Source organism: Leptolyngbya sp. GGD, assembly GCF_026735145.1.
GTDB classification, from domain to species: Bacteria; Cyanobacteriota; Cyanobacteriia; order Leptolyngbyales; family Leptolyngbyaceae; genus Leptolyngbya; species Leptolyngbya boryana.
Genome location: NZ_JAPQKE010000001.1, coordinates 1,878,279 through 1,899,178 on the forward strand (window position 1 = coordinate 1,878,279; position 20,900 = coordinate 1,899,178).

General features: G+C 46.4%; 20 protein-coding genes. 7 read left to right on the forward strand and 13 right to left on the reverse strand.

From position 1 onward, the window contains the following. Positions 1 to 535 precede the first annotated feature (535 nt). The 5 genes from OU814_RS08750 (at position 536) to OU814_RS08770 (ending at position 7,497) form a co-directional block, all read left to right on the forward strand. Positions 536 to 3,580: a plasmid replication protein, CyRepA1 family gene (locus OU814_RS08750; protein WP_017289274.1), complete on the forward strand. Its 3,045-nt coding sequence runs from the start codon at positions 536 to 538 to the stop codon at positions 3,578 to 3,580. Positions 3,581 to 3,716: 136 nt separating this feature from the next. Beyond that, a complete protein-coding gene (locus OU814_RS08755) occupies positions 3,717 to 4,271 on the forward strand; it encodes a hypothetical protein (protein ID WP_017289273.1) in 555 nt (184 codons plus the stop codon). Positions 4,272 to 4,412: 141 nt separating this feature from the next. Then, positions 4,413 to 5,021 carry an HpsJ-like protein, cyanoexosortase C-associated gene (gene hpsJ-C, locus OU814_RS08760; protein WP_268181977.1) on the forward strand — a complete coding sequence of 203 codons (609 nt, stop codon included), beginning with the start codon at positions 4,413 to 4,415 and terminating at the stop codon, positions 5,019 to 5,021. Between the two features lie 2 nt (positions 5,022 to 5,023). Next, positions 5,024 to 5,911 carry a cyanoexosortase C gene (gene crtC / locus OU814_RS08765; RefSeq protein ID WP_268181979.1) on the forward strand — a complete coding sequence of 296 codons (888 nt, stop codon included), beginning with the start codon at positions 5,024 to 5,026 and terminating at the stop codon, positions 5,909 to 5,911. Beyond that, complete coding sequence (locus OU814_RS08770) at positions 5,905 to 7,497, forward strand: CocE/NonD family hydrolase (protein ID WP_268181981.1); 1,593 nt, start codon at positions 5,905 to 5,907, stop codon at positions 7,495 to 7,497. Before crtC ends, OU814_RS08770 begins: the two co-directional genes overlap by 7 nt. Before the next feature lie 8 nt (positions 7,498 to 7,505). On the opposite strand, the gene OU814_RS08775 is transcribed toward OU814_RS08770, so the two are convergent. From OU814_RS08775 to OU814_RS08800, 6 genes are read right to left on the reverse strand one after another with little or no spacing between them, the layout of a single operon-like run. Then, positions 7,506 to 9,014, reverse strand: a complete 1,509-nt coding sequence (locus tag OU814_RS08775) for a GMC oxidoreductase (RefSeq protein ID WP_190648171.1) — start codon at positions 9,012 to 9,014, stop codon at positions 7,506 to 7,508. Between the two features lie 12 nt (positions 9,015 to 9,026). Further along, the gene (locus OU814_RS08780) at positions 9,027 to 9,632 is read right to left on the reverse strand and encodes a cytochrome c oxidase subunit 3 (protein WP_017289268.1); all 606 of its coding nucleotides are present in this window, start codon (positions 9,630 to 9,632) and stop codon (positions 9,027 to 9,029) included. Positions 9,633 to 9,636: 4 nt separating this feature from the next. Next, positions 9,637 to 11,352, reverse strand: coding sequence for a cytochrome c oxidase subunit I (locus OU814_RS08785; RefSeq protein WP_017289267.1), 1,716 nt, complete (start codon positions 11,350 to 11,352; stop codon positions 9,637 to 9,639). A gap of 16 nt (positions 11,353 to 11,368) precedes the next feature. After that, the gene (locus tag OU814_RS08790) at positions 11,369 to 12,352 is read right to left on the reverse strand and encodes a cytochrome c oxidase subunit II (protein ID WP_268181986.1); all 984 of its coding nucleotides are present in this window, start codon (positions 12,350 to 12,352) and stop codon (positions 11,369 to 11,371) included. A gap of 17 nt (positions 12,353 to 12,369) precedes the next feature. Further along, a complete protein-coding gene (locus OU814_RS08795; RefSeq protein WP_017289265.1) occupies positions 12,370 to 12,972 on the reverse strand; it encodes a DUF2231 domain-containing protein in 603 nt (200 codons plus the stop codon). Next, positions 12,972 to 13,469 (reverse strand): DUF2231 domain-containing protein, encoded by a 498-nt coding sequence (locus OU814_RS08800; RefSeq protein WP_017289264.1) that lies wholly within the window; start codon positions 13,467 to 13,469, stop codon positions 12,972 to 12,974. The genes OU814_RS08795 and OU814_RS08800 overlap by 1 nt, the downstream gene beginning before the upstream one ends. A gap of 179 nt (positions 13,470 to 13,648) precedes the next feature. Between OU814_RS08800 and OU814_RS08805 the strand changes: the two genes are divergently transcribed. Continuing rightward, a complete protein-coding gene (locus tag OU814_RS08805) occupies positions 13,649 to 14,287 on the forward strand; it encodes a microcompartments protein (RefSeq protein WP_017289263.1) in 639 nt (212 codons plus the stop codon). A 15-nt stretch (positions 14,288 to 14,302) separates the two neighbouring features. After that, positions 14,303 to 15,052: a pentapeptide repeat-containing protein gene (locus tag OU814_RS08810; RefSeq protein WP_268182115.1), complete on the forward strand. Its 750-nt coding sequence runs from the start codon at positions 14,303 to 14,305 to the stop codon at positions 15,050 to 15,052. On the opposite strand, the gene OU814_RS08815 is transcribed toward OU814_RS08810, so the two are convergent. The 7 genes from OU814_RS08815 to OU814_RS08845 all read right to left on the reverse strand — a co-directional run bounded on the left by OU814_RS08815 (position 15,044) and on the right by OU814_RS08845 (position 20,772). Further along, positions 15,044 to 15,904 (reverse strand): WecB/TagA/CpsF family glycosyltransferase, encoded by an 861-nt coding sequence (locus OU814_RS08815; protein ID WP_268181988.1) that lies wholly within the window; start codon positions 15,902 to 15,904, stop codon positions 15,044 to 15,046. The two genes, OU814_RS08810 and OU814_RS08815, sit on opposite strands and share 9 nt — an antisense overlap. A gap of 198 nt (positions 15,905 to 16,102) precedes the next feature. Then, positions 16,103 to 16,843 (reverse strand): tetratricopeptide repeat protein, encoded by a 741-nt coding sequence (locus tag OU814_RS08820; RefSeq protein WP_268181990.1) that lies wholly within the window; start codon positions 16,841 to 16,843, stop codon positions 16,103 to 16,105. Between the two features lie 5 nt (positions 16,844 to 16,848). After that, positions 16,849 to 18,144, reverse strand: coding sequence for a hypothetical protein (locus OU814_RS08825; protein WP_268181992.1), 1,296 nt, complete (start codon positions 18,142 to 18,144; stop codon positions 16,849 to 16,851). Positions 18,145 to 18,411: 267 nt separating this feature from the next. After that, a complete protein-coding gene (locus OU814_RS08830) occupies positions 18,412 to 18,879 on the reverse strand; it encodes an SMI1/KNR4 family protein (protein ID WP_268181994.1) in 468 nt (155 codons plus the stop codon). Continuing rightward, positions 18,870 to 19,382 carry an SMI1/KNR4 family protein gene (locus OU814_RS08835; RefSeq protein ID WP_268181996.1) on the reverse strand — a complete coding sequence of 171 codons (513 nt, stop codon included), beginning with the start codon at positions 19,380 to 19,382 and terminating at the stop codon, positions 18,870 to 18,872. The genes OU814_RS08830 and OU814_RS08835 overlap by 10 nt, the downstream gene beginning before the upstream one ends. A gap of 34 nt (positions 19,383 to 19,416) precedes the next feature. Then, the gene (locus OU814_RS08840; protein WP_268181998.1) at positions 19,417 to 19,887 is read right to left on the reverse strand and encodes an SMI1/KNR4 family protein; all 471 of its coding nucleotides are present in this window, start codon (positions 19,885 to 19,887) and stop codon (positions 19,417 to 19,419) included. 378 nt (positions 19,888 to 20,265) lie between these two features. Then, a complete protein-coding gene (locus OU814_RS08845; RefSeq protein ID WP_268182000.1) occupies positions 20,266 to 20,772 on the reverse strand; it encodes an SMI1/KNR4 family protein in 507 nt (168 codons plus the stop codon). Positions 20,773 to 20,900 lie beyond the last annotated feature (128 nt).

Below are 20,900 nucleotides of genomic sequence, written 5' to 3' on the forward strand. Positions count from 1 at the left end.
CACCTGCGTCTGATTTCGCGCGCCGTCTCTGCAACTCCCGCGTCCAAAATCCGACCCCCGAACCCCAAAATTCTACCGCTTCAATTCTACGCGATCTCCCCGAATTTCAAACCTCCCCACTCCCCACTTCCCACTCCCTATCTCCCTAACTCCCCCGTACATTCTCTCTATAACTCCCCCGTCCTTCTGATCCACCCCCTCTTGAGCGGATCAAAAATCGGTGTTAATCTCTTCCTCACGTCAGCGATGTCTACCACCATCCAACTGACCGACCTTGTTTGTCTGGAGTTAAGAAAAAAGATTGTGCGATTCGAGTGTCTACCACCACTCCGCCAAGCTTTGATTCTCTAAAAAAACACAAAAGCAAAACCCCCAAAGCCTTCCTACCACAGTCAGCTTAAGGGGTTGATAACCTTGTTTGCCCAAAAAAGATTGGGCTGATTTCTATGTCTGAACATCGTATCATGTGCAGTCGTTCTGCGCTACTTTTCCGTGCATTTTGTTTGAACCCGTTCGCAACTCAGGAGCAAAACTGATGGTGACTTACCTCAGAATTGCTCCTTCAGGAGCAGCGGCACAGTTGGCTGGCGACCTTCATCCGGATCATGAACAGGAATGGTTAGCAAGCGGAGTCGATCGAGAAATTATTCGCCGCAATGTGCGATCGCTCGAAGATACCGAATGCAATCCCTTTACTCGTGAGGCAGAATACCCGATCGCGGAATTGCTGAATTGGCGGGTGACTCGGTTTGGTAAACAGACACGCGCTTCGATGCGCGGCTGGTGGGTGAGTGGAGTTGATCCGCTCAATCATTGGCAGCGAATGGATTGGGGACGGTTTAAGCCAGACGCGGATACGCCAGTTCTCGACCAGAAAAAAGGCAAACCTGCAAAATATCTCAGTCCAAGTTTGGGCAAAGGCTCTAGCCGATTAGTTCTGCTGGATGTTCCGCCACAGATTTGGCAGAAGATTTCACAGCGGTTTAATGTGCCGATCGCAGATTCGACGAATTTCTGGGAATGGGTCTGGCAAAATAATTTACCGATCGTGCTCACAGAAGGTGAGAAGAAAGCAGGATGTGTGTTGACACTGGGTTATCCCGCGATCGCATTGCCCGGAATTTTTAGTGGCTATCGTCGGGAAACTCGGCAGCTCATTGCAGAACTCGCATACTTTGCTAGCAAAGAGCGGTCTGTTCACATCTGTTTTGACTACGAAACGAAACCCAAAACATTACAAAATATTTTTCTTGCAACTTCTCGACTAGGACAACTTTTAACCAATGCTGGCTGTCAAGTTAAAGTTATTACACTGCCAGGCGCTGAAAAAGGCGTTGATGATTTCGTTGTCGCTCGTGGTGCTGATGCATTTACAAACTTATATGAATCAGCGATCGAGCTTGAATTCTGGCAAGCATCCAAACTATGGTCATTAACTTATTCTGCTTCGCTAAAATTAAATCAGCCGTTTTTGGGTGATTTGCCTTACCCAGAGTCAGGTTTAGCTTGTATTAAAAGTGCTAAAGGAACGGGCAAAACGACGGCTCTACAGGCATTAATTAAAAAATCAGCCGGAAGAAAAGTTTTAGTCATTACTCACCGGATTCAACTCGGAAAAGCAATTTGTCAAAGTATTGGCATCGATTGGATTGATGATGCTTTGAAATCTGAAAATCAACATAGCTATGGTTTGTGTGTTGATTCATTGCATCCGAATTCGAGAGCACGGTTTAATCCGGCGGATTGGGAAGGCGCGATCGTCATTCTCGATGAAGTCGAGCAAGTGCTTTGGCATGCTTTGAATAGTGCAACTTGCTATCAACAGCGCGTCAGAATTTTAGAAACACTGCGCGAACTCGTTGCAGTTGTGCTCGAAACGGGTGGATTGTTAATTGCTCAAGATGCAGATTTATCTGACGTGAGTATCGATTACCTGCGAGGCTTAGCTGAAAGTGCGATTCAGCCTTGGGTCGTTGTGAATGAGTGGAAGCCTGAACTTGCTTGGAATGTTTCACTCTACGATACAAAAAATCCTGCACCACTGCTCGATCGCTTAGGCACTGTTCTGCAAGAAGAAGGAGCTGTGTTTGTCTGTCTCGATTCTCAAAAAGTTCGCGGGCGCTGGAGTTCTAGAAACTTAGAAACCTATTTGCGCTTACAATTTCCCCAAAAGCGAGTTCTCCGAATCGATAGCGAAACCGTTTCTGATCCAGATCATGCTGCTTATCACATTGCTGAGCGGATTAACGATGTCGTCGGTGATTACGATGTTGTTTTAGCAACTCCAACGATCGGAACTGGCGTATCGATCGACATTCGCAATCATTTCAAAGCGGTGTTTGGTATTTTCCAAGGCGTTACACCTGATTCTGAGTCGCGTCAGGCTTTAGCAAGAATTCGTGAATCTGTTCCTCGTTATATTTGGGCAGCTCATTTTGGACCGGGAAAAATTGGCAATGGTAGCTGTAACTATCGAGATGTTGCACAATCTTTGACCAAATCAGTTCAGTACAACATTGCATTGCTCAAAGATATTGATTTCGATCTCGATGAGCAAAGTGATCCGATCGCACTTCGGACTTGGGCAAAGATGGCAGCACGAGTCAATGCGTCTTTGTGGCGCTATCGTCGAGAGTTTCGCAACGGTTTACTGCTGGAAGGTCATCAAGTCACAACCGTCACAGATGATTTGGAGAAAATCTTCGGACAGTATAACGATCAAATGTCAGGTGAATTACTCGCTGGAACCTTAAAAGTTCCAGGGTTTGAATATCTCCCAGTTCGACATGATGCCCAAGAGTGCGATCGCATTGCTCAAGTCATGTCCGCAATTCGCACACGCAATCAAACCGCAGAAGCGATCGCGGTTTCTGATTCTCCCGAAATTACCGCAGAAGAATACTACGAACTCAAAGAGCAGGCAAATCAAACCGTTCAGAAGCGTCATAGCAGACGCAAACACGAACTACAACGCAAGTACAACGTTGAAACGATCACTCCTGAAATCAAACTCAAAGATGATGATGGATGGTATACCCAATTGCGGTTGTATTACTACCTCACTCACAATCCTGAATATGTGCGTTTACATGATATGCAGGAACTTGAAGATCATCTCGAACGCGGTTACGGAAAGATTTCGATTCAGGATGTCAAACTTTTAACCGCGCAAGTTGAAGCACTACGATCGCTGAGAATTCTCGAATTTCTCAAGCCCGAAGAGAAGATTCTCGCAACAGATGACTTAGTGCAATTTGTGGCGAAGACTGCACTAGAGTGCCGTGAAGACATGAAGGCATTGTTTAAGTTCACCGTCACCGAGAAACTTGCGCCGATTGCAATTGTTCAAACCTTGCTTGGCAAAATCGGAGTAAAGCTGACTTGTACAGGTCGAGCCGTTGCACCCGATGGACGACGAGGCGGTTTGCGAATCTACAAGTATTTTCCACCGCAAGACGATCGAGCTTCGATCTTAGCAGAGTGGGAAAAACGAGATATCTCGATGCTGCAAACGTTGATGGAAATTACAGGATGTAATGACTTCTCAGAAGTCGAGGATTGGATTGGGCAGTCGGCTTAAGAAGGATAGGGAGATAGGAGAGATAGGGAGAAAATCAGACATAATGCTTACTCCCCACTCCCCACCCTTTCCACCTACTAGCAAGACAACCAAATACAGGGTATAGTATGTGTGTATCAACTCACTCTCGTCTTCTATGGACAGCAATCAACTTCTGCAAGCGATTCTTGACGAACTGCGCTCCTCTAAACAAAATTTAGGCTTTAGTCATCCTCCAAAGCCGCGCTATATCTACGCGAATCGCCAATACAGTGATTGTCTGTGGTACTTCTGGAACGGTGCAAAATCTGAACACGAACCGATCGAACATCACGCCCTTACCGGAATCATCGAAAAACTTGAAGTCGAAGAGAAAGAATTTCGCGGCAAACCTGATTATAAAGTAAATTTGCATATGCGCGCCGATCGCGCTTATGTCATCCAATCTGGGTATGACACCCTGTTCGCCCGTGGCCTAGTGTTTATGCTGTCTAAACTTCCGGTCGAAGCCTTTCGGCAACCGATTACGATCGCGGTTGAAGCTGGAGATACAGAACAAGTTCTATTCTGTCGCATCTACAATCCTGTAACCGGGCAAGCCGTATTTGCACCTTATCCAGAACAAGTCGATTGGAATGCCACGACCCAACGCGCAATTACAAAAATCCGTGAAGCCCACAGCAAAATTAGTGAAGCAGTCTATAAAAACTAGATGAATTCAATATCGAGTCTTAATAAAGTTTGAGTAATTTCCACAAGGTGCTAAAACCCCCTTGTTAGAATTGCGGGTACTTAACCGATCAGGGAATTCGGCGCAGGCTACCACTTGTTCTTTCGCGTCGCAGTCCTCTTTATGGCTCTTACTTCCAAGAAAATCGTGGGTTCCTCGTTGATTGATTCGCCTCGTGCTAAAAAACTTTGTCGGATTGTTGGTCTTGCTTGTCTCATCGCATTTGCAGTCGATTTTTTCGTCATTGTCCTGCCGCCGAATTTTGGGTTATCGCAGTGGCGATTAGGAACGCTTCAGCAAATTGGCGATCGCAGTATTGTGATTTTGTTCGGAGTCGCATTGCTCATGTATGGTGCTGAGCAGCGGAAAAGGTTGCGATCGCTCGCGTTACTCTGTTTTACGATCGGCATTCTCTTTTTGCTGTCTTGTGCAGTCGTTGCCCAAGATAGTCTAGCGCTACAGCGACAAGCGAATGAGCGAATCAGTGCCCAAGTTTCACAACTCAATTCTAGAATTCAATCCATTCAAGCCAATCCAGAAGCAGCAGCAAAAGTGACTCCTGGACAACTAGAGCAAGCTGCCCAGCGTATCAGTGCTCAAGCAGAATCTGTGAAACAAACTGCAAATAATAGCATTCTGAAAAGCGGGATTCTCAGTATCGGTAATTTAGCTGTGATTGGAACGGCACTCCTCGTTCTCGGACGATATGGGTTGTACCTCTTTAGAAGCTGAGAATGCGCCGAGAATTCTCTCTCTTCAAATCGAGTCTGCGATCGATTCATAACTGGATTCTGCTCGCTGGTGCAACTTTTGGGTTGGGAGTGTATTTTCCAACCTGGCTTTATGGGTGTGCCACAGTCGTGTTGAGCGGAATGCCACACTTAATTCTCAATGTCTTGCTCATTGGTCTTGCAGTTCAGCAACTCAGGCGATCGCGCTCCCCTGTTCTGGACATTCCAATTGAAGATCGTTGGCTTGGAAGTAGCTTAATCTTGGGGGCATTAGGGATTTTCTATTTGTACTATCCCGCGCTGACTCCACAATCTCTAAGCTGCATGATCATCTTAATCGGTGGAGTTTTGAGCTATCAGGGCTGGCAATTTCTCCGAAAGCAGTGGTTGGCGATCGCGCTCTTAATCGCAAGCTTGCACCCGAATCTAATCCGAATCGCGCGGCATCTTTGGCATTTCGCTTTTTCTCCCGAAGCCCTATCGAAATGGATGGCTTGGGGGGGAGGTGGACTACTCAAAGCGATCGGGCAGCCTGTGTCAGTTGAAGAACAATATGTGGTCTTGCCTGCGGGGGTGGTTGAGGTTGCCCAAGGTTGTGATGGCTTTGAGATGGCATTTGTGATGCTGCTAACAGCAATCATTCTCGGCATTGCATTTCGAGTGCGATCGCGGCAAATGACTGCGTTGATTGTGATCGGCATTACTTTAGCCTTAGTTCTGAATGTGTGCAGAATTGCTGTCATGGTTTTAGCTGCGGTGTATTGGGGCAAAGATGCGTTTGAGTTTTGGCATGGTACGGTGGGGGGACAAATTTTTTCAGGAATTTTGTTCACGATCTATTACTATGCAACTCAACCACTGTTGAATGCTCAAAAATCCCAATCATGCTGAAACAGACTGTTTCAATGTATACGCGCGATCGCGTGCGCTTAGACGCGGATGTGTACTATCCCGATGCAGAGGGAGAGTTTCCGGTTCTATTAATGCGACAACCCTATGGACGCGCAATCGCTTCAACAGTTGTGTATGCTCATCCCAGTTGGTATGCGGCTCAGGGTTACATTGTGGTAATTCAGGATGTACGAGGACGCGGAACTTCAGAGGGAGAATTTAAGCTATTTGAGCATGAGATCGAAGATGGATTTGATACAGTCAATTGGGCAGCGAATTTGCCTCGGAGTAATGGCAAGGTTGGGATGTATGGATTTTCTTATCAAGGCATGACTCAGTTGTATGCTGCCTTGAACTGTCCAGAACCCCTGAAAACCATCTGTCCGGCAATGTTAGCGCCTAATTTACAGCACGACTGGGCGTATGAGAATGGGGCATTTTGTTTATTCGCGAATCTGGGATGGGCGATTCAATTAGCAGCAGAAACGGCTCGATTGAAAGGCGATGAGGTTGCTTTTCTAGAACTATCTCAAGCAGCAAAAAACATGCCTTTGAGCGATCGCATTCCAGCTTATCCAGATGTGATGCAGAAATACGCACAGTATGATGCTTACTATCAAGATTGGCTCAATTCAGAAGAGGCGTACTGGCAGAAATTGACCCCCGATGTCAGTTCGATCGAGCTACCCATGTTGCATATTGGAGGCTGGTTTGATACTTATATGCGGGGCACATTGCGATCGTATCAAGCTAGCTCTAAAAAGTATGCACAGCATTTGATTGTTGGGGTTTGGGCACATTTGCCTTGGGGGCGGAAAGTTGGCGCGATCGATTATGGAGCCGATGCGATCAGTTTTTGCGATCGCGCTCAGATTCGCTGGTTTGATCACTTTCTCAAAGGAGCAGAGCTAACTGATCCAGCAGTGCAATTGTTTGAGATGGGAAGTAATCAATGGCGGTCGTTCTCTGAATTTCCGCATAGTTCAGAACAATTGCTTTTCCTCAACAGTAGCGGTCTAGCAGGCATGGACGATCGAGAAGGCAAGTTAACTACGGAACAATCAAATTCAGCGATCGATGTGATTGTGCATGATCCCTGGCGACCTGTTCCAGCTTTGGGAGGGCATGTTGCTTATCCTTGTGGATCGTTTGAGCGTAGCGCGATCGATGCGCGGAGCGATGTTTTAACTTACACGACTGATCCACTGGAAACGGATTTGCACATCGCTGGAGAGGTTGTCATTGAGCTTGATGCTAGTTCAGATGCAGAGAGCTTTGATCTGTGTGCAGTGCTATCAGAGGTACAGTCGAATGGCAGTGTGATGAACTTTTCCCAGGGATATTTACGCAGTGAACATTCTGAGCGAACTGCTTATCGAATCGTACTGCAACCGACTTGTATTCGGATTCGTCGAGGTAGTGCGATTCGGTTGAGTCTAAGTGGGGCTTGTTTTCCAGCTTATGCTGTCAATGCTGGAACTGGGAAAAAGCCGAAAGATGCAAGAGCGATCGAGTTTCAGATCATCACGATCGAGCTTTATTCAGGAGAATCTTCTCAGATCCGTTTGCCGATTCTGCCTGAATAAATTGAGTCTCATCCTTTGAATCGCTGAATCAAATGATCTCCTACTCGCAACGCATTTGCAATGACGGTAAGACCTGGGCTAACGCTGGAGCTAGACGGGAAGAAACTACTATCGACTACGTACAGATTATTAACCTCATGAGCGCGGCAATTCAAATCCAACACAGACTGAGTTGGATCAGACCCAAACCGACAGGTTCCCGCCTGATGAGCCACAACAGAAATGGGCATATCACTGCGGGGATGAGCATTACGGCTAAAGATTGAAGGTCGTGCTGCTTCCACGTTTTTCAAGACATCGATCCAGCGATAAACTAAGCGATCGTGTGCTTCAAAGTTATTCACCTTGTACTCGACACGCAGTTTATCTCCGACAAATCGCACCCGATTGTCTGGATCAGGTAAGTCTTCGGTTTGCAACCACCACCCGATCGAACGGGTTGCTAACTGTCGCAATCCAAAATTAGGTAACAGACTTTTAATCGCAGACAAAATCGGCGGTGCCTCAGAAAAGAGAACATCTCGCAGAATGCCGCCTGAGTTTTGGATATGCCCCATCGGATACGCGAAATCTTTGTCGCCCCAGTAAAAATCATTCACCCCAAGCGTTCTTGGAAATAGCCCAGAGTTCTGTGAAGCCATTAATTGTACAACAACGGATAATTGCTGCTTCATCAAATTACGTCCGACCATGCCGGAGCCATTTGCAATGCCATTCGGATGCTTCTCGTTTGCAGACTTTAAAAGTAATGCAGCAGAGTTAATTGCACCACAAGCGACGACAACAATGTGGCTGAGAAACAGATAGTACTGATCCCCAACTTTCGCCTGCACCCCTTTAATTTCGCTTCCCGATGGATTGGTATGCAGCCAAAGCACTTGCGCCGAAGTCTTCAGCGTCACATTTTCGTATTTCAGAGCAGGAGTGACTCCACTATCTTCGGAATCAGTTCTACCTTGATCGCCCAATCCGAGCGGCAAATAAAAGGGATGCAAGTTTTGCTCAGCAAGCGTTTCGGAAATGCTTTGAATCGGAAAAGGCTCGTGGGCAATTTCTGGAAATGGATAGTCTTCGCGATGAGACGGTTCTGTTGGGTCGTCGCCTGTTTTACCATGCACCTGATAAAGCTTTTCTGCTTCGGTGTAGTAAGGTTCAAAGTCAGCAGCTTTGAGTTCCCACTCAGGAGAAATGCCATTTTGGTGCTGAACTGCTTCAAAATCGCGATCGCGCATTCGCATCAACACACCATACCAAGTCTTCGTATTTCCCCCAACTCCGTAATTGGTTTGCGGATAAAACGGTTCTCCTGCTTCATCTGTCCAGGATTCAGGCGCATGATATTGCTCGCGTTTGAAGACTTCAAGATCGACTAACTCTGAACTTTCTTTCTCTTGAAAGTCTCCTCGATCGAGAACAAGAATCTTCAGTCCCGTGGGAGCGAGCTTCCGCACTAAGGTTCCGCCACCTGCACCTGTGCCGATAATAATCACATCATAAAGCTGATCATCAATAATCATGGAAATTCCCTCTTATTGCCAAACGTAGATCAGAATGAACAGCACAATCCAAATGACATCGACAAAATGCCAAAACAGCGAGGTTGCTTCGACTCCAAACGAGCCATTGTCATAGTTACCGGGAATAAACGATCGACCGAGCATGAGCGTCTGTAACAACAGCCCGGTCAACACATGAAGTCCGTGAAATCCAGTCAGCAAGTAAAACGTGCCGCCAAACAAACCATCGGTCAGCCCAAACGATAAGCTACTCCATTCCACAGCTTGCCCGTACAGAAAGTAGGCTCCCATTGCCATCGTTGCGATCAGAAATAGGCGAAAGCCCCACAGTTTTTTATCATGCAAGTATCGCTCAGCCACATAGATGACAAAGCTACTCGACACCAGCACGATCGTGTTAATTCGAGGAGCATCCACATCTAACCCTGTGACTCCCGGCGGATACCAATCTAAAGTCTGGGTTTTGTAAATAATGTAGCCCGCAAAAAAGCTGAGAAAAATTACACTTTCCGACAGTAAGAACACAATAAAGCCAAATTTACTATTTCCCGCTTCATCGTGTTCTTGATGCGATCGCACTTGAGCTTCAACATCTTGGGCAATGGCTCTTTCTGTCATAGCCTTACTCCTGTTCTGTAGAAGATTCAACCAAACCCGGCATCGGATTGATTGAATCTGGATTTGGATTGTTGGCGACTAAAGGTTCAGTCCTACCATAGCCATAAGGGCCTGCAATCACGATCGGGGTTTCTTCAAAGTTCTCAACCGCTGGAGGCGAAGTCGTCAACCACTCTAACCCGTAAGCTCTCCAAGGATTGTCCCCCGCTTTTTCACCCCGAATCCACCCACTGACCATATTGAGAATAAACGGCACAACAGACACACCGAGTAAAAAGCTGCCCAAGCTTGCAATCACATTCCAGTAAGCAAACTCTAGATCATAGGAAGCCACTCGACGCGGCATTCCCATAAATCCAAGCGGATGCATTGGAATAAACGTCAGCGCAATTCCGAGATAGGTCAGAACAAAATGTAGTTTGCCTAAGCCTTCGTAGTACATTCGCCCCGTCATCTTCGGGAACCAGTGATAAAACCCAGCATAGATGCCCATGCCAATCGCCCCATACAACACATAATGGAAGTGGCCCACCACAAAGTAAGTATTGTTGAGGTGAATATCTAAAGGCACTGAACCTAAGAAAATGCCCGTAATTCCGGCAAACACCCAGTTACTAATTCCGCCTAGAGCGAATAGCATCGGTGTCGTGAAGCGGATTTTACCTCCCCAAATAGTGGCAACCCAGCCAAACACTTTAATGCCAGAGGGCACAGCAACCAGCATCGTGGTTACCATGAAAAACATGCGCATCCAGCCTGGAGTCGCACTCGCAAACATATGATGCACCCAGACGAATGCGCTGATAACGGTGATCAAAACCGAGGATGCAGCAATCACGCGATAGCCAAACAATGGCTTACGCGCGTGAACCGGCAGCACTTCTGAGAAGATCCCAAACACAGGAAGTACCATCACATACACCGCAGGATGAGAATAGAACCAGAAGAAATGCTGGTACAAAATCGGATTTCCACCACGTTCAGGAGCAAAAAAGCTCGTCCCTACCGTTAGATCCAGCAGCAACATAATTGCGCCGCCTGTCAGTGCCGGGAGTCCATAAAGCTGAATCAATTGCGCAGCTAAAACCGCCCACACAAATGCAGGGGTTTTAAACCAAGTCATTCCGGGAGCACGCATTCTGAAAATCGTCGTCACGAAGTTCACGGCTCCCATAATCGAGGAAACCCCAGAAATCGCAACCGCCAAAAGCCAAAGAAATTGCCCGTTAATCAGATTTCCGGTTGGATTTTGCAAGCTGACGGGCGGATATGCCCACCAACCGGACTGAGACGGTCCTCCTGGAATGAGAAAGCTGACCATCATCAGCACCCCTACGATCGGGATCATCCAAAATGAAACTGCATTCAATCGCGGGAATGCCATATCTCGCGCGCCAATCATCAGAGGCACGAGATAATTTCCTAACCCGACGAGCACTGGAAATGTCCACAAAAACAGCATGACCGAACCATGCATCGTGAACAGTGCATTGTAGACCGTACGATCGACTAAATCTGCTTCTGGGGTAATCAATTCACCCCGCATCACCATTGCGAACAGCCCACCGACTAAGAAAAAGAAGAATGAAGTCGCAATGTACTGAATCCCAATCACTTTGTGATCGGTACTAAACGTAAAAAATCGCTTCCAGTTATCCGGTGCGCCTGGATAAGGTTGTCCACGGACGACTTGGGGAGTGTCGATCGAGATATTTGCCATAATTCAATAATCCTCATCAAGTCGCTGGGCTAGTCGGTTCATGCTGGGGTGAATAGTTCACAATCGGTGGCGGTGCAGGCGGTAACGTTGCCCAACCCCGAACAGCAGTTTTGTCTTTGGTTTTCCGTCCTTGGGCTTGTGCGCGTGCATATTCGTCTGCGGCTGGATTAAACGCAGGAGCGGGAGTGCGAGTTGCCGCATCAGCTAGCCATTGCTCATAATCCGCTTGAGACTGAACAACCACATCAGCCTGATTCGCAGCAAAGTAAGTTCCACTTAACATCGAATCGCGTAAGCGATATTGTCCAGCTCGCACTGGAGTCAATTCAAAGTCAATGTCATGATTTGGAACGACATCTTGCTTAAGCCGAAAGGCAGGAATGTAGAAGCCATGCAGTACGTCGTCAGAATGCAGCGTGAATTTCACTCGTCGATCGATGGGCAAATGCAATTCAGTACTCGTCACATTCTGCTCTGGATATCGAAAGATCCAAGCCCATTGCTTCGCTGTCACATCAATATGCTCGACCGGAGCCGTTTGCAGAGCATTCTGGATCTCTTTTTGAGGCGTATCATCAAATGGCTCGGCATATGCAGCTTCTACAACCTTCGGCATGTGCAGATGCACGAGTTCCATCGGGCCTCGAACCGCCATCTTTTCATATGTTTGATAGCTCGCAAAGGCAAGGCTCAGCACTAAGACCAACGGCACGGCTGTCCAGATGATTTCTAGCCAAGTATTGCCTTCGATCGGAGGCGCATCGCTGAGATCATATTTTGCCGCTCGATGAAAGATCAAAGAATAGACAAAAGGTCCCATCACACCGAGATAGATAAACGTGCCTAAGCCAGTAAACAAGCTAAATAAATCATCAAAGAGCTTCGATTCAGCCGCCGCTTCTGGCGGAAACCAAGAGTAAGACTGTTTTGCGGCCCACAAACTTATGAATGCGATCGCCACAGCATAAATCGTCAGGATAAGGATTGCGCGAAGTTTCATCGTCAGTTTCCTAAGTACTATTGCAAAACCTGATTCGGATTTTCGCCTAGATGGAGTAGTTGATCAGCCGTGACATGAATGCCAAACTCTCCGCCTAAATGCGCACCGAGTGTGCCTTGCAAAAACATCAGCAGAAAGATACCAAGCCCTGCAATTAGATAGCTCCACTGCACCTGCCGCGCCATATCTTTACGCCAGAGAAATCGTTGGTATCCTCTCCAAACCGTCATCCCGACAATGAGCGTCAAGATCAAAATGCCTCCCACACCGTGGAGCACCATTGTTTTTAAAGCCTGCAAACCCCAAGCACTTTTGACATCCGCCAAAGGAACAGCCAATGAAATTTCAAAGTAGCCCGCTACAACCGTAAAAAATGTCACTACAGCGGCTGCAAGCATGTTGTACCAGCCGACATCAAACAGCCCAGAGCGAGTGGCAGGAATCGCTAAGAATTTGAAGATGGACTTCTCAACTGGATAAAACGCGCCAACAATATCAAATGCGATCGCGGCAATAAACAATCCCAAAGTCAGATGCACAAACAGGGGATGAATCGGCACAACATAGGGCAATCCATTTGCACCGAGCCGACCGAATTGCTCAATTAAGTCTGGATTCATTACAATCCTCCTTCTCGAATTGCATCGACGACCGGAATGCTGTGCAATCCATAGATCCAGACAAGCGCTGTACCTAAATAAGTCTGAATGCAAACGATTAAAAGCGTGAGGACGCTCACGACCATATAAGCCGTTGGCAATTGCTCTTTTTCACGCAATCGAATCACATACCGCCATCCTGTGACTCCCGCTAAAATTCCCGCGAGCGACCATCCCAGCAAGGTATGTAAATTGAGTGTATCTGCGGCGGCTTGATAAGGTTCTGCAAGACCCGCTTCAATTTGACCGAAAATAATTGCAATAAAAATAGAAACAGTTGCAAAAGCGAGATTCCACCAGGAGACCTCATACAATCGTGTATTTTTTGTAAAATATCCCACAATGTCGCAGAAGAATGCGAAGAAGATCATTGCAAGAACAAAATGAATCACAATCGGGTGAATGGTATCTGGATAAGGTAAATTGTGTTCGTTAAGAGGCGGAAGATATTGAAACACAGATTTTCTAGCTAATAATGAACAGAATCGTCATCGGAGAAATACACCTAGAAAGATAGCGTGACCCGCAATGGGCACGTCTCTGTCGAAAGGAGTAGTCCTAAAGACATAATCACGCTGAATTGAGATCGGGGATTCATCACGCTTTATACTAAGAGAGGACTTTACATTCGTTCACCTTGGGAATTGATCTTCGTAGCTACGTTTATATCGATCGCTTACAGCCGCAACATGCCGCGTATTTAGGAACGGAGTCTTTGGGCTTCTTACCTTTGCCGGGTGATGCATCGCTTTGGATTGAAATTTCGCCGGGGATCGAGATTAACCGGATTATGGATGTCGCGCTGAAAGCGGCTGTTGTCCGTCCTGGGGTGCAAGTCGTAGAGCGGTTGTATGGATTAATGGAAATTCATGCCAGCAATCAAGGCGAAGTCAATGCAGCAGGACGAGCCATTTTAGCGGCATTAGATGTGCGTAAGCAGGATTGCCTAAAACCCCGCGTGATCTCAAGCCAGATTATTCGCAATATTGACGCGCATCATACGCAGTTGATTAACCGGACTCGGCGCGGCAATATGATTCTGGCAGGGCAAACCTTGTATGTGTTTGAAGTTGAACCTGCGGCGTATGCGTCGCTGGCGGCAAATGAGGCAGAAAAAGCGGCACTGATTAACATTTTGCAGATCTCAGCCGTGGGAAGTTTTGGACGGCTATATCTGGGCGGTGAAGAACGCGATATTATCGCAGCCTCGAAAGCGGTGATTGAGACGATGGAAAATCTGCCCGGTCGCGAATATTACGACGATCGTAAGGAGTAAGCGATCGTGGCGGTGATGACGCAGGTGATGACATTGCAGAGAGGCGCGATCGCGTGGTCAAATTGGCGATCGCGTTATCCAACGCTACAGCCAGATTTAAGTGATGCAGAGTTATCAGGACTAGATTTGCAAAGCGCAGATCTGCGTGGAGTTGATTTCTGTCGTGCCAATTTGACTGAGGCAATTCTCAATCAGTCGGATCTGAGTGGATCTAAGTTCAATAAAGCCCATTTGCATCAAGCGAAATTGATCGGTGCAAAACTGCGACAGGCTGAATTTATTGATGCGAATTTGGTTGAAGTCGATTTTCGGGCAGCGGATTTGACTGAGGTAAATTTAATTGGCTCTGATCTGAAGGGCGCAAATTTGAGTGATACCGATTTGATTCGTGCAAATTTGATTGGCACTGAATTAAGAGGCGCGAGATTGAAGCAGGCGGATCTGATGCAAGCCGAATTGTGTCGAGCCGATCTGAGCAATGCCATTTTACTGGGCGCAAATTTAGCCGATGTGAATTTTGCAGGGGCAAATTTGTTTGAGGCGGAGTTGAGCGGAACGCATTTGTATCGAGCGAATTTTCGGCAGGCAAAATTAGTGCGATCGCATCTGATTGGAGCCTATCTATTTGGGGCGGATTTCACGGATGCAGACTTATCGGGGGCAGATTTGTCTTGGGCAAATCTGAGTAAGGCGAACTTTGCAGGAGCGAATTTGACGCATACAAATCTTCGGGGCGCAATTCTAACGGGCGCGATTTTACCTTAATCGCTTCAATTTTTGTTGCAACAACAGCCAAAAGAAAGGCAAATCATCGACGAGATATCGTTTCCAAAGCCGTTTCGGCTCAGACATTAAGCGGTAAAACCACTCTAAACCGCGATCGCTGACCCATTCCGGCGCTCTGGGTTTAACGCCTGCCTCAAAATCAATGGAAGCCCCAACCGCCATAAAAATATCAATGTTCGGCAGTTGATCCTTATATTTCGCGATCCAAATCTCTTGTTTCGGTGCGCCGACTCCAATCACCAGCACAGTCGCAGCAGAACGATTGATCAACTCCACGATCGCTTGACATTCCACCTCATCTTTCTCAAACCCAAAAGAAGGCGAATGTGCCGCCACAATAATGTCTCGTCCAATCTTTGCATTGATTCTGACTTGAGCTTGTTTCGCGACACCCTCGGCACCCCCAAGCAGAAAAATGGTGATGTTCGGGTTGTCTTTATGGTGTTCACAGAAAGTCGGGAACAGTTCAGAACCAGAAATCTTTGCCTGCAAAGGTGAGCCTAAGAATTTTGAAGCATATAACACAATCTGACTGTCACAGATTTTGTAATCTGCAACCTCATAGGCTTGTTTGAATTCTGGATCTGTTTGCAGTTTCATTAAATGATCGACGTTCGGCGTGAAGATCACGCCTCTCGTTAATCGATTCAACAATTCAGCTTTTGAGATATTGTCGATTTCTACGTCTAAAATCTCAACTTTCTGCCGAATCTGAGCGCGATTTTCGCGGGTGATTTGCTGGGCAGTAGAAATCAGTACCGACTTACGAAAATCACGATAAAGTTTCTGAACTTCATCGCGACTCACACCTTTCGGATTGGTTTGAGTCATATAAAACAGACGAACGACTTGCTAATTTAATTATTCGCGTCTGCTTTTGTAGCTGAGGACACTACATCAGATTTTTAGATAGAAATCATACAAGCTACACAAATGAACTACAGACGGGCACGGTTTCCGTTCCGGTTTGGCAAACGGGTATACATTTCCCCATAATCGAGGCTTAGCCCTTCCTGTGACAGATTCCACCTAGACCTGTTTAAACGAGCCGCTTGCTTGACGCGACATCTTCTCATTTGCGTCTTCTGAAAACGCGGATTTCCCGTCTACTTCGTTCAGCAATGCTTGAGCAGTGGCGATCTGTTCTGCACTGAATCCAGCTTCGGCAAGGAATTTTAGGAAAGCACGATCGCGATACCGAGCATCCATATTCATTGCTTGCAGATAAATCTGCTGAGCGGAAACGCGATCGCCTTGACCCCGATACGCAATCGCTAAAGCAACCCAGGGATGCGGATTATTCGGTTCTAATTCAGCGGCGCGCTTCGCAGATTCGATCGCCCAGTCGTACATTGCGAGCCGTTCGTAAGACAGGCTGAGATTGTAGAACGGAATTTCGTTGTTCGGATCGAGCATAGTTGCCCAAGTATGGGCTGCCACAGCTTGAGTCAAATCGCCATTCACCAAGTAAGCAATGCCGAGCGCATTAAAGGTTTCAATGTTGAATGGATTGTAGAGAATCGCACTTTGCAGCATGTCGATCGCTTCTGTGCGCCGATTCGCGAGATGCAATGTCCAACCGAGTCCAATTCGACCCGCGAGATTTTTTTGATCGAGTTCGACTGCTTTTTGAAAAGACTCGATCGCTTGCGGAAATTGTTCTTGAGTCCGGTACTGAATGCCTCGCTGTCGATAATCTGCCGCTGACTGTGCCCAGGTAGCAGGCGCAGTGAGAACTACGGCAATCAGACTGAGTAAGAAAATACGCATAGAGTTTAACGCGCGATCGCGGCTTCGATTTGAGCAGGAATTGACCGACTGTCTGTGGGCAATTCTGCCACGATTAAGTACCCAGTTGGTTTTGCTCCCAATAAATTCAGTAACCGTGGGACATCGCTGGTTTTGAGTCGTCCTTGCTCGTCGTAGAGTTCAAGTGCAGAAAGACACCCGATCGCAGGATTCCAGCCTGCGCTGTCAGGATAGCGCTGATTGTTGGTAAAGAATCCTGGATCTTCACCGCTGCCATGAATTCTAAATTCACTGCGTCCAGCCAGTCCAGCCCAGTAGCTTCCTTGAATCGGAAAATAGTTGCGCCAACTCGGGGGAAGGAGTGCGTTGTAGCCTGGAAGTTTTCCAGCCAAAGTTCCTTTGCGTCCGGGAATAAATTCTCTGACTCCTGGTTCAAACGGTGCGAATAGTTTTACTAACGGGAAAAAACCATAAGCACGAAAGAAATCAGTATCAGGTTGGGGAATCGTTCCTTCAATACGATAAATTCCTTGAGGCGTATAACCGCGTGAAAAGTTCCAAGAAAGATTGTGCAGCGATCGCGTTAACAAAGGAATCGACCACAATCGACCATTTTCTCGGACAAATTGCCCGCGTCTGTCTTTGAGAAACGCTGAACAGAGTTGAGCGCGATCGCGACTACAAAAGACATAAAGCTGCTGCTGATTTGGTGCGATCGACCAGTTCAGTAAATCTCTAACGGGAGGTGTTCGATTCGGTGCTGCTAAATCCTGAAAGGTTGTGTAGAGACTGACATTCTCAGACCAGCGGGGAAAGCGTTGGGCAATTTGATTGATCCATTGTTGCTGCTCTTGAACCGTTGCGCCGCCTTTGACTAATGCAGAGAGAGAAAGTGCGACCCATCTGGGATTTGAACTTTGCGCGATCGTTTGAGTGAATCGTTCTCTTAAAGTCGAAGTGGGATTGGTTGAGTAGAGTTGAGTTCCAACCTGGAGCGCCATTTCGACGATGCGAGTTTGGGGAGGATTGAGTTTTTGCGAGGTAAGGGTGAGAATTTGAGCGATCGTGTCTTGCACATACGCATCTTGAGGTTCGATCACCGCCGTTGCCCAAAGCAGTTGCCGCCAGCGTCTTTCGGTCTGCGCGTTAATGGGATTTCGAGTGAGATCGTAGGCAGCAGGCGAAATCAAATTGAGTTGGTCTTGGCGCTGCCGGATTCGGGCTTCGGCAGTCGCGAGGGGAACCGTTTGACTTTGAGCGGGGAGAGCATTGCCAAGCAAGAGGGTGAAAGCAACGATGAAAAGGGAATTGCGAGAATTCATAGGGAAGATCGAACTATGGTAATAGACCTGTTAGGAAATAGTGGTAAAAATCGCTGAAATGCTGATACAGCGGGGATTTCAAGAATTTTGCATTGAAATCGCTGAAATGTTTACCACAAAAGGGCTTCAAGGATTTTTGAGCTTATTAATCAAGACCTCCACTGTCTTCCACCATTTGTACCCACTCCAAGTGCATCACTCCCTTCTGGAAGTAGAGTATCTGGAGAGACAGTACCTAAAAACTCAATAATCTAGGCTCTCTTCACGCTACTTCTGCTTTGAAGAAATTTCTGGATGTGTCTCGTACCATTTGATGCAATCCAGGATAAAGTTTTGGAGATTATTATGCAATCCCCAGGTAAAGCCATCCCCTTCAGAATAAATGTGAATAGGTGGATCATCACCTTCATCAACTTGAACAAAAATAAAATAGTATCCTTGTGATCCCCAAAAGAGCACAAGCGCGTCATTAGGCAGGATTTCTGAATGTTCTTGCACCAATTCTTCAGCAAATTCTTGGATGTTCAGTAAACTGTGAAGATGAAAAACGAAATGACTGATAAAGTCACCAGCACCATTGCCCATCCACAAGAGAAACTCCTTGTAAGCAGCAGGAAATGAGATACTGAGTCGCTTCTCAAACTCCATTATTTCATTTTCATTCACAGGATTAGGAACAAAGCTTGTTCCATGAAAAACTTCCGAGAAACGAGATTTAGCATTGTCTAAACACATAGTCGGTTATGCCTAGAGTAGAGTTGGCGCACTATTGTTTCCATCCTATCGATACACAGGTCTTCGATCGTTGGGAACCAGTTCCATGTGATGACTGATTCTCCATTTGCTTCCATTCCACCAAAGTAATGAACAGGTGGGTTATCTCCCTCAAAAGCCCGGATAAATGCAAACTCGGTAACTTCATCAAAGATGAAGGCAACAATGGCATCATCGGGCAGTGTGTCTGTTGCCTCATTCATCTTCAGAATCCTGAGAGCATCTTTACGAAGATCCGCTTTTTCAGAGGAATAGAAAGGCATTCCAATCTCGTCCATGAAGTAGCATTCTTCTCCCACCCATAGTAGAAACTCTCGATAGGCAACAGGGAGCGGCAACCCTATAAATTGCTCAATCTGCTCAACGGTTTCCTCGGTACATGGTTCATATTGTTGCGTTATCCCTTTCTCTTGCATCAATTGAATGAATCGTGGCAGTAGTTTCTTTGCTTTATCTAAGTACACTGGTGTATCCTCTCCAGTAAAATAGTAGCAAGGGCTATTCGACCAGTTTAGGAGGATTATTTGTGAAATAGACTTGAGCTACTATATCTTCCATACGCTCAATACACAATTCTTCGATCGATGCCGCCCAGTTCCACTTAATGACTGACTCTCCATTTGCTCTCATTCCACCAAAATAATGAACGGGTGGATTATCCCCTTCAGAAGTTCGGATAAATGCAAACGCAGCAGTTTCATCAAAAATGGATATGATAATTGCATCGTCTGGCAAGATGTCTGTTGCTTCGTTCATCTCTAAAATTTCGAGAGCAATTTTGCGAAGATCTGTTTTCTCAGAGGAGTAAAAGGGTAGTCCCATCTCATCCATGAAATAGCACTGTTTTCCTGACCATAGTAAGAACTCTCGATAGGCAGCAGGTAACGGCAATCCCAAAAAATGCTCAATTTGTTCAATCTCTTCTTCTGTACAGGGTTCATACTGCTGAAATTCCGCTTTCGACTGCATGAGTTGAATGAATCGTGGCAGTAGTTTCTTTGCTTTATCTAAGTACACTGGTGTATCCTCTACCGTAAAACATCGAAGGTTCTTAAACCTGGCTTTCGGTGCAGACTAATCAAAGAGTTGCTGATTGACTGACCAATCTCTTCGCGATCGTATGACCTGCCCGGAGGTTTTAGCTCCAAGCGAGATGCGGTCGCAATTTATCCTGAGGTTGAGTAACCTGATTCATAGGGATTTTGTGGTTTAAGAATGTGGTAACTCTCATGAAACCCCTTCCTATGAATTATTTGCAAGCTTTTGTCCCGTACTTAGCACTCAGTCATATAATTCACTTCCTTCTAGCAGTGGCGTATCTGAGAAGACCGGGCAGAATTAGTTGGGTCAGGGTGCTGGATATCTTCGTTCTATACAAGCTTCGATCCAAGACAGGCAGAGTTTATCTAATGTTGAGCACCAGTTCCATTGCACACTTGGATGATTTTGATATTGACCATTTGCATCTCGTTGTAAGCCTGAGAAGTAGTGAATTGGCGGATCATCTCCTTCTGATGCTCGAATGAAAGCAAAGGAATAAGCTTCATCAAAAATCCAAAAGACGATCGCATCAGTAGGAAGTGTTTCAGACGCTCCGTTTTCCTGCATGATTTCAAGCCCTAACTCTTGTAGATTAGCGCCATCGTTTGAGGAGAAATGTCCTCCATGTGAGTCTAAAACTTCGCATCCGTGTCCTATCCACAGCAGAAGTTCTTCATAAGCCTTGGGTATGGGTAGATTTAGAAAGTTCTTCAACTCATCAATTTCCGCTATAGTACAAGGCTGAAACCACAAAGGCTTGTCTATTAACTTATGAAGTTGGCGAAATTTCGCCTTTGATTCACGTAAATACATTAGCAACAATAAGCCCTCAATAGAACAAATAGACTCCCTTTGTTTTCAACTAATTCGGATAACTAGTCTCTCTTTTGTTACTCCGTAGAAATAGAGACAGGTACGGGGGTTAAGCTACTGACGTGACA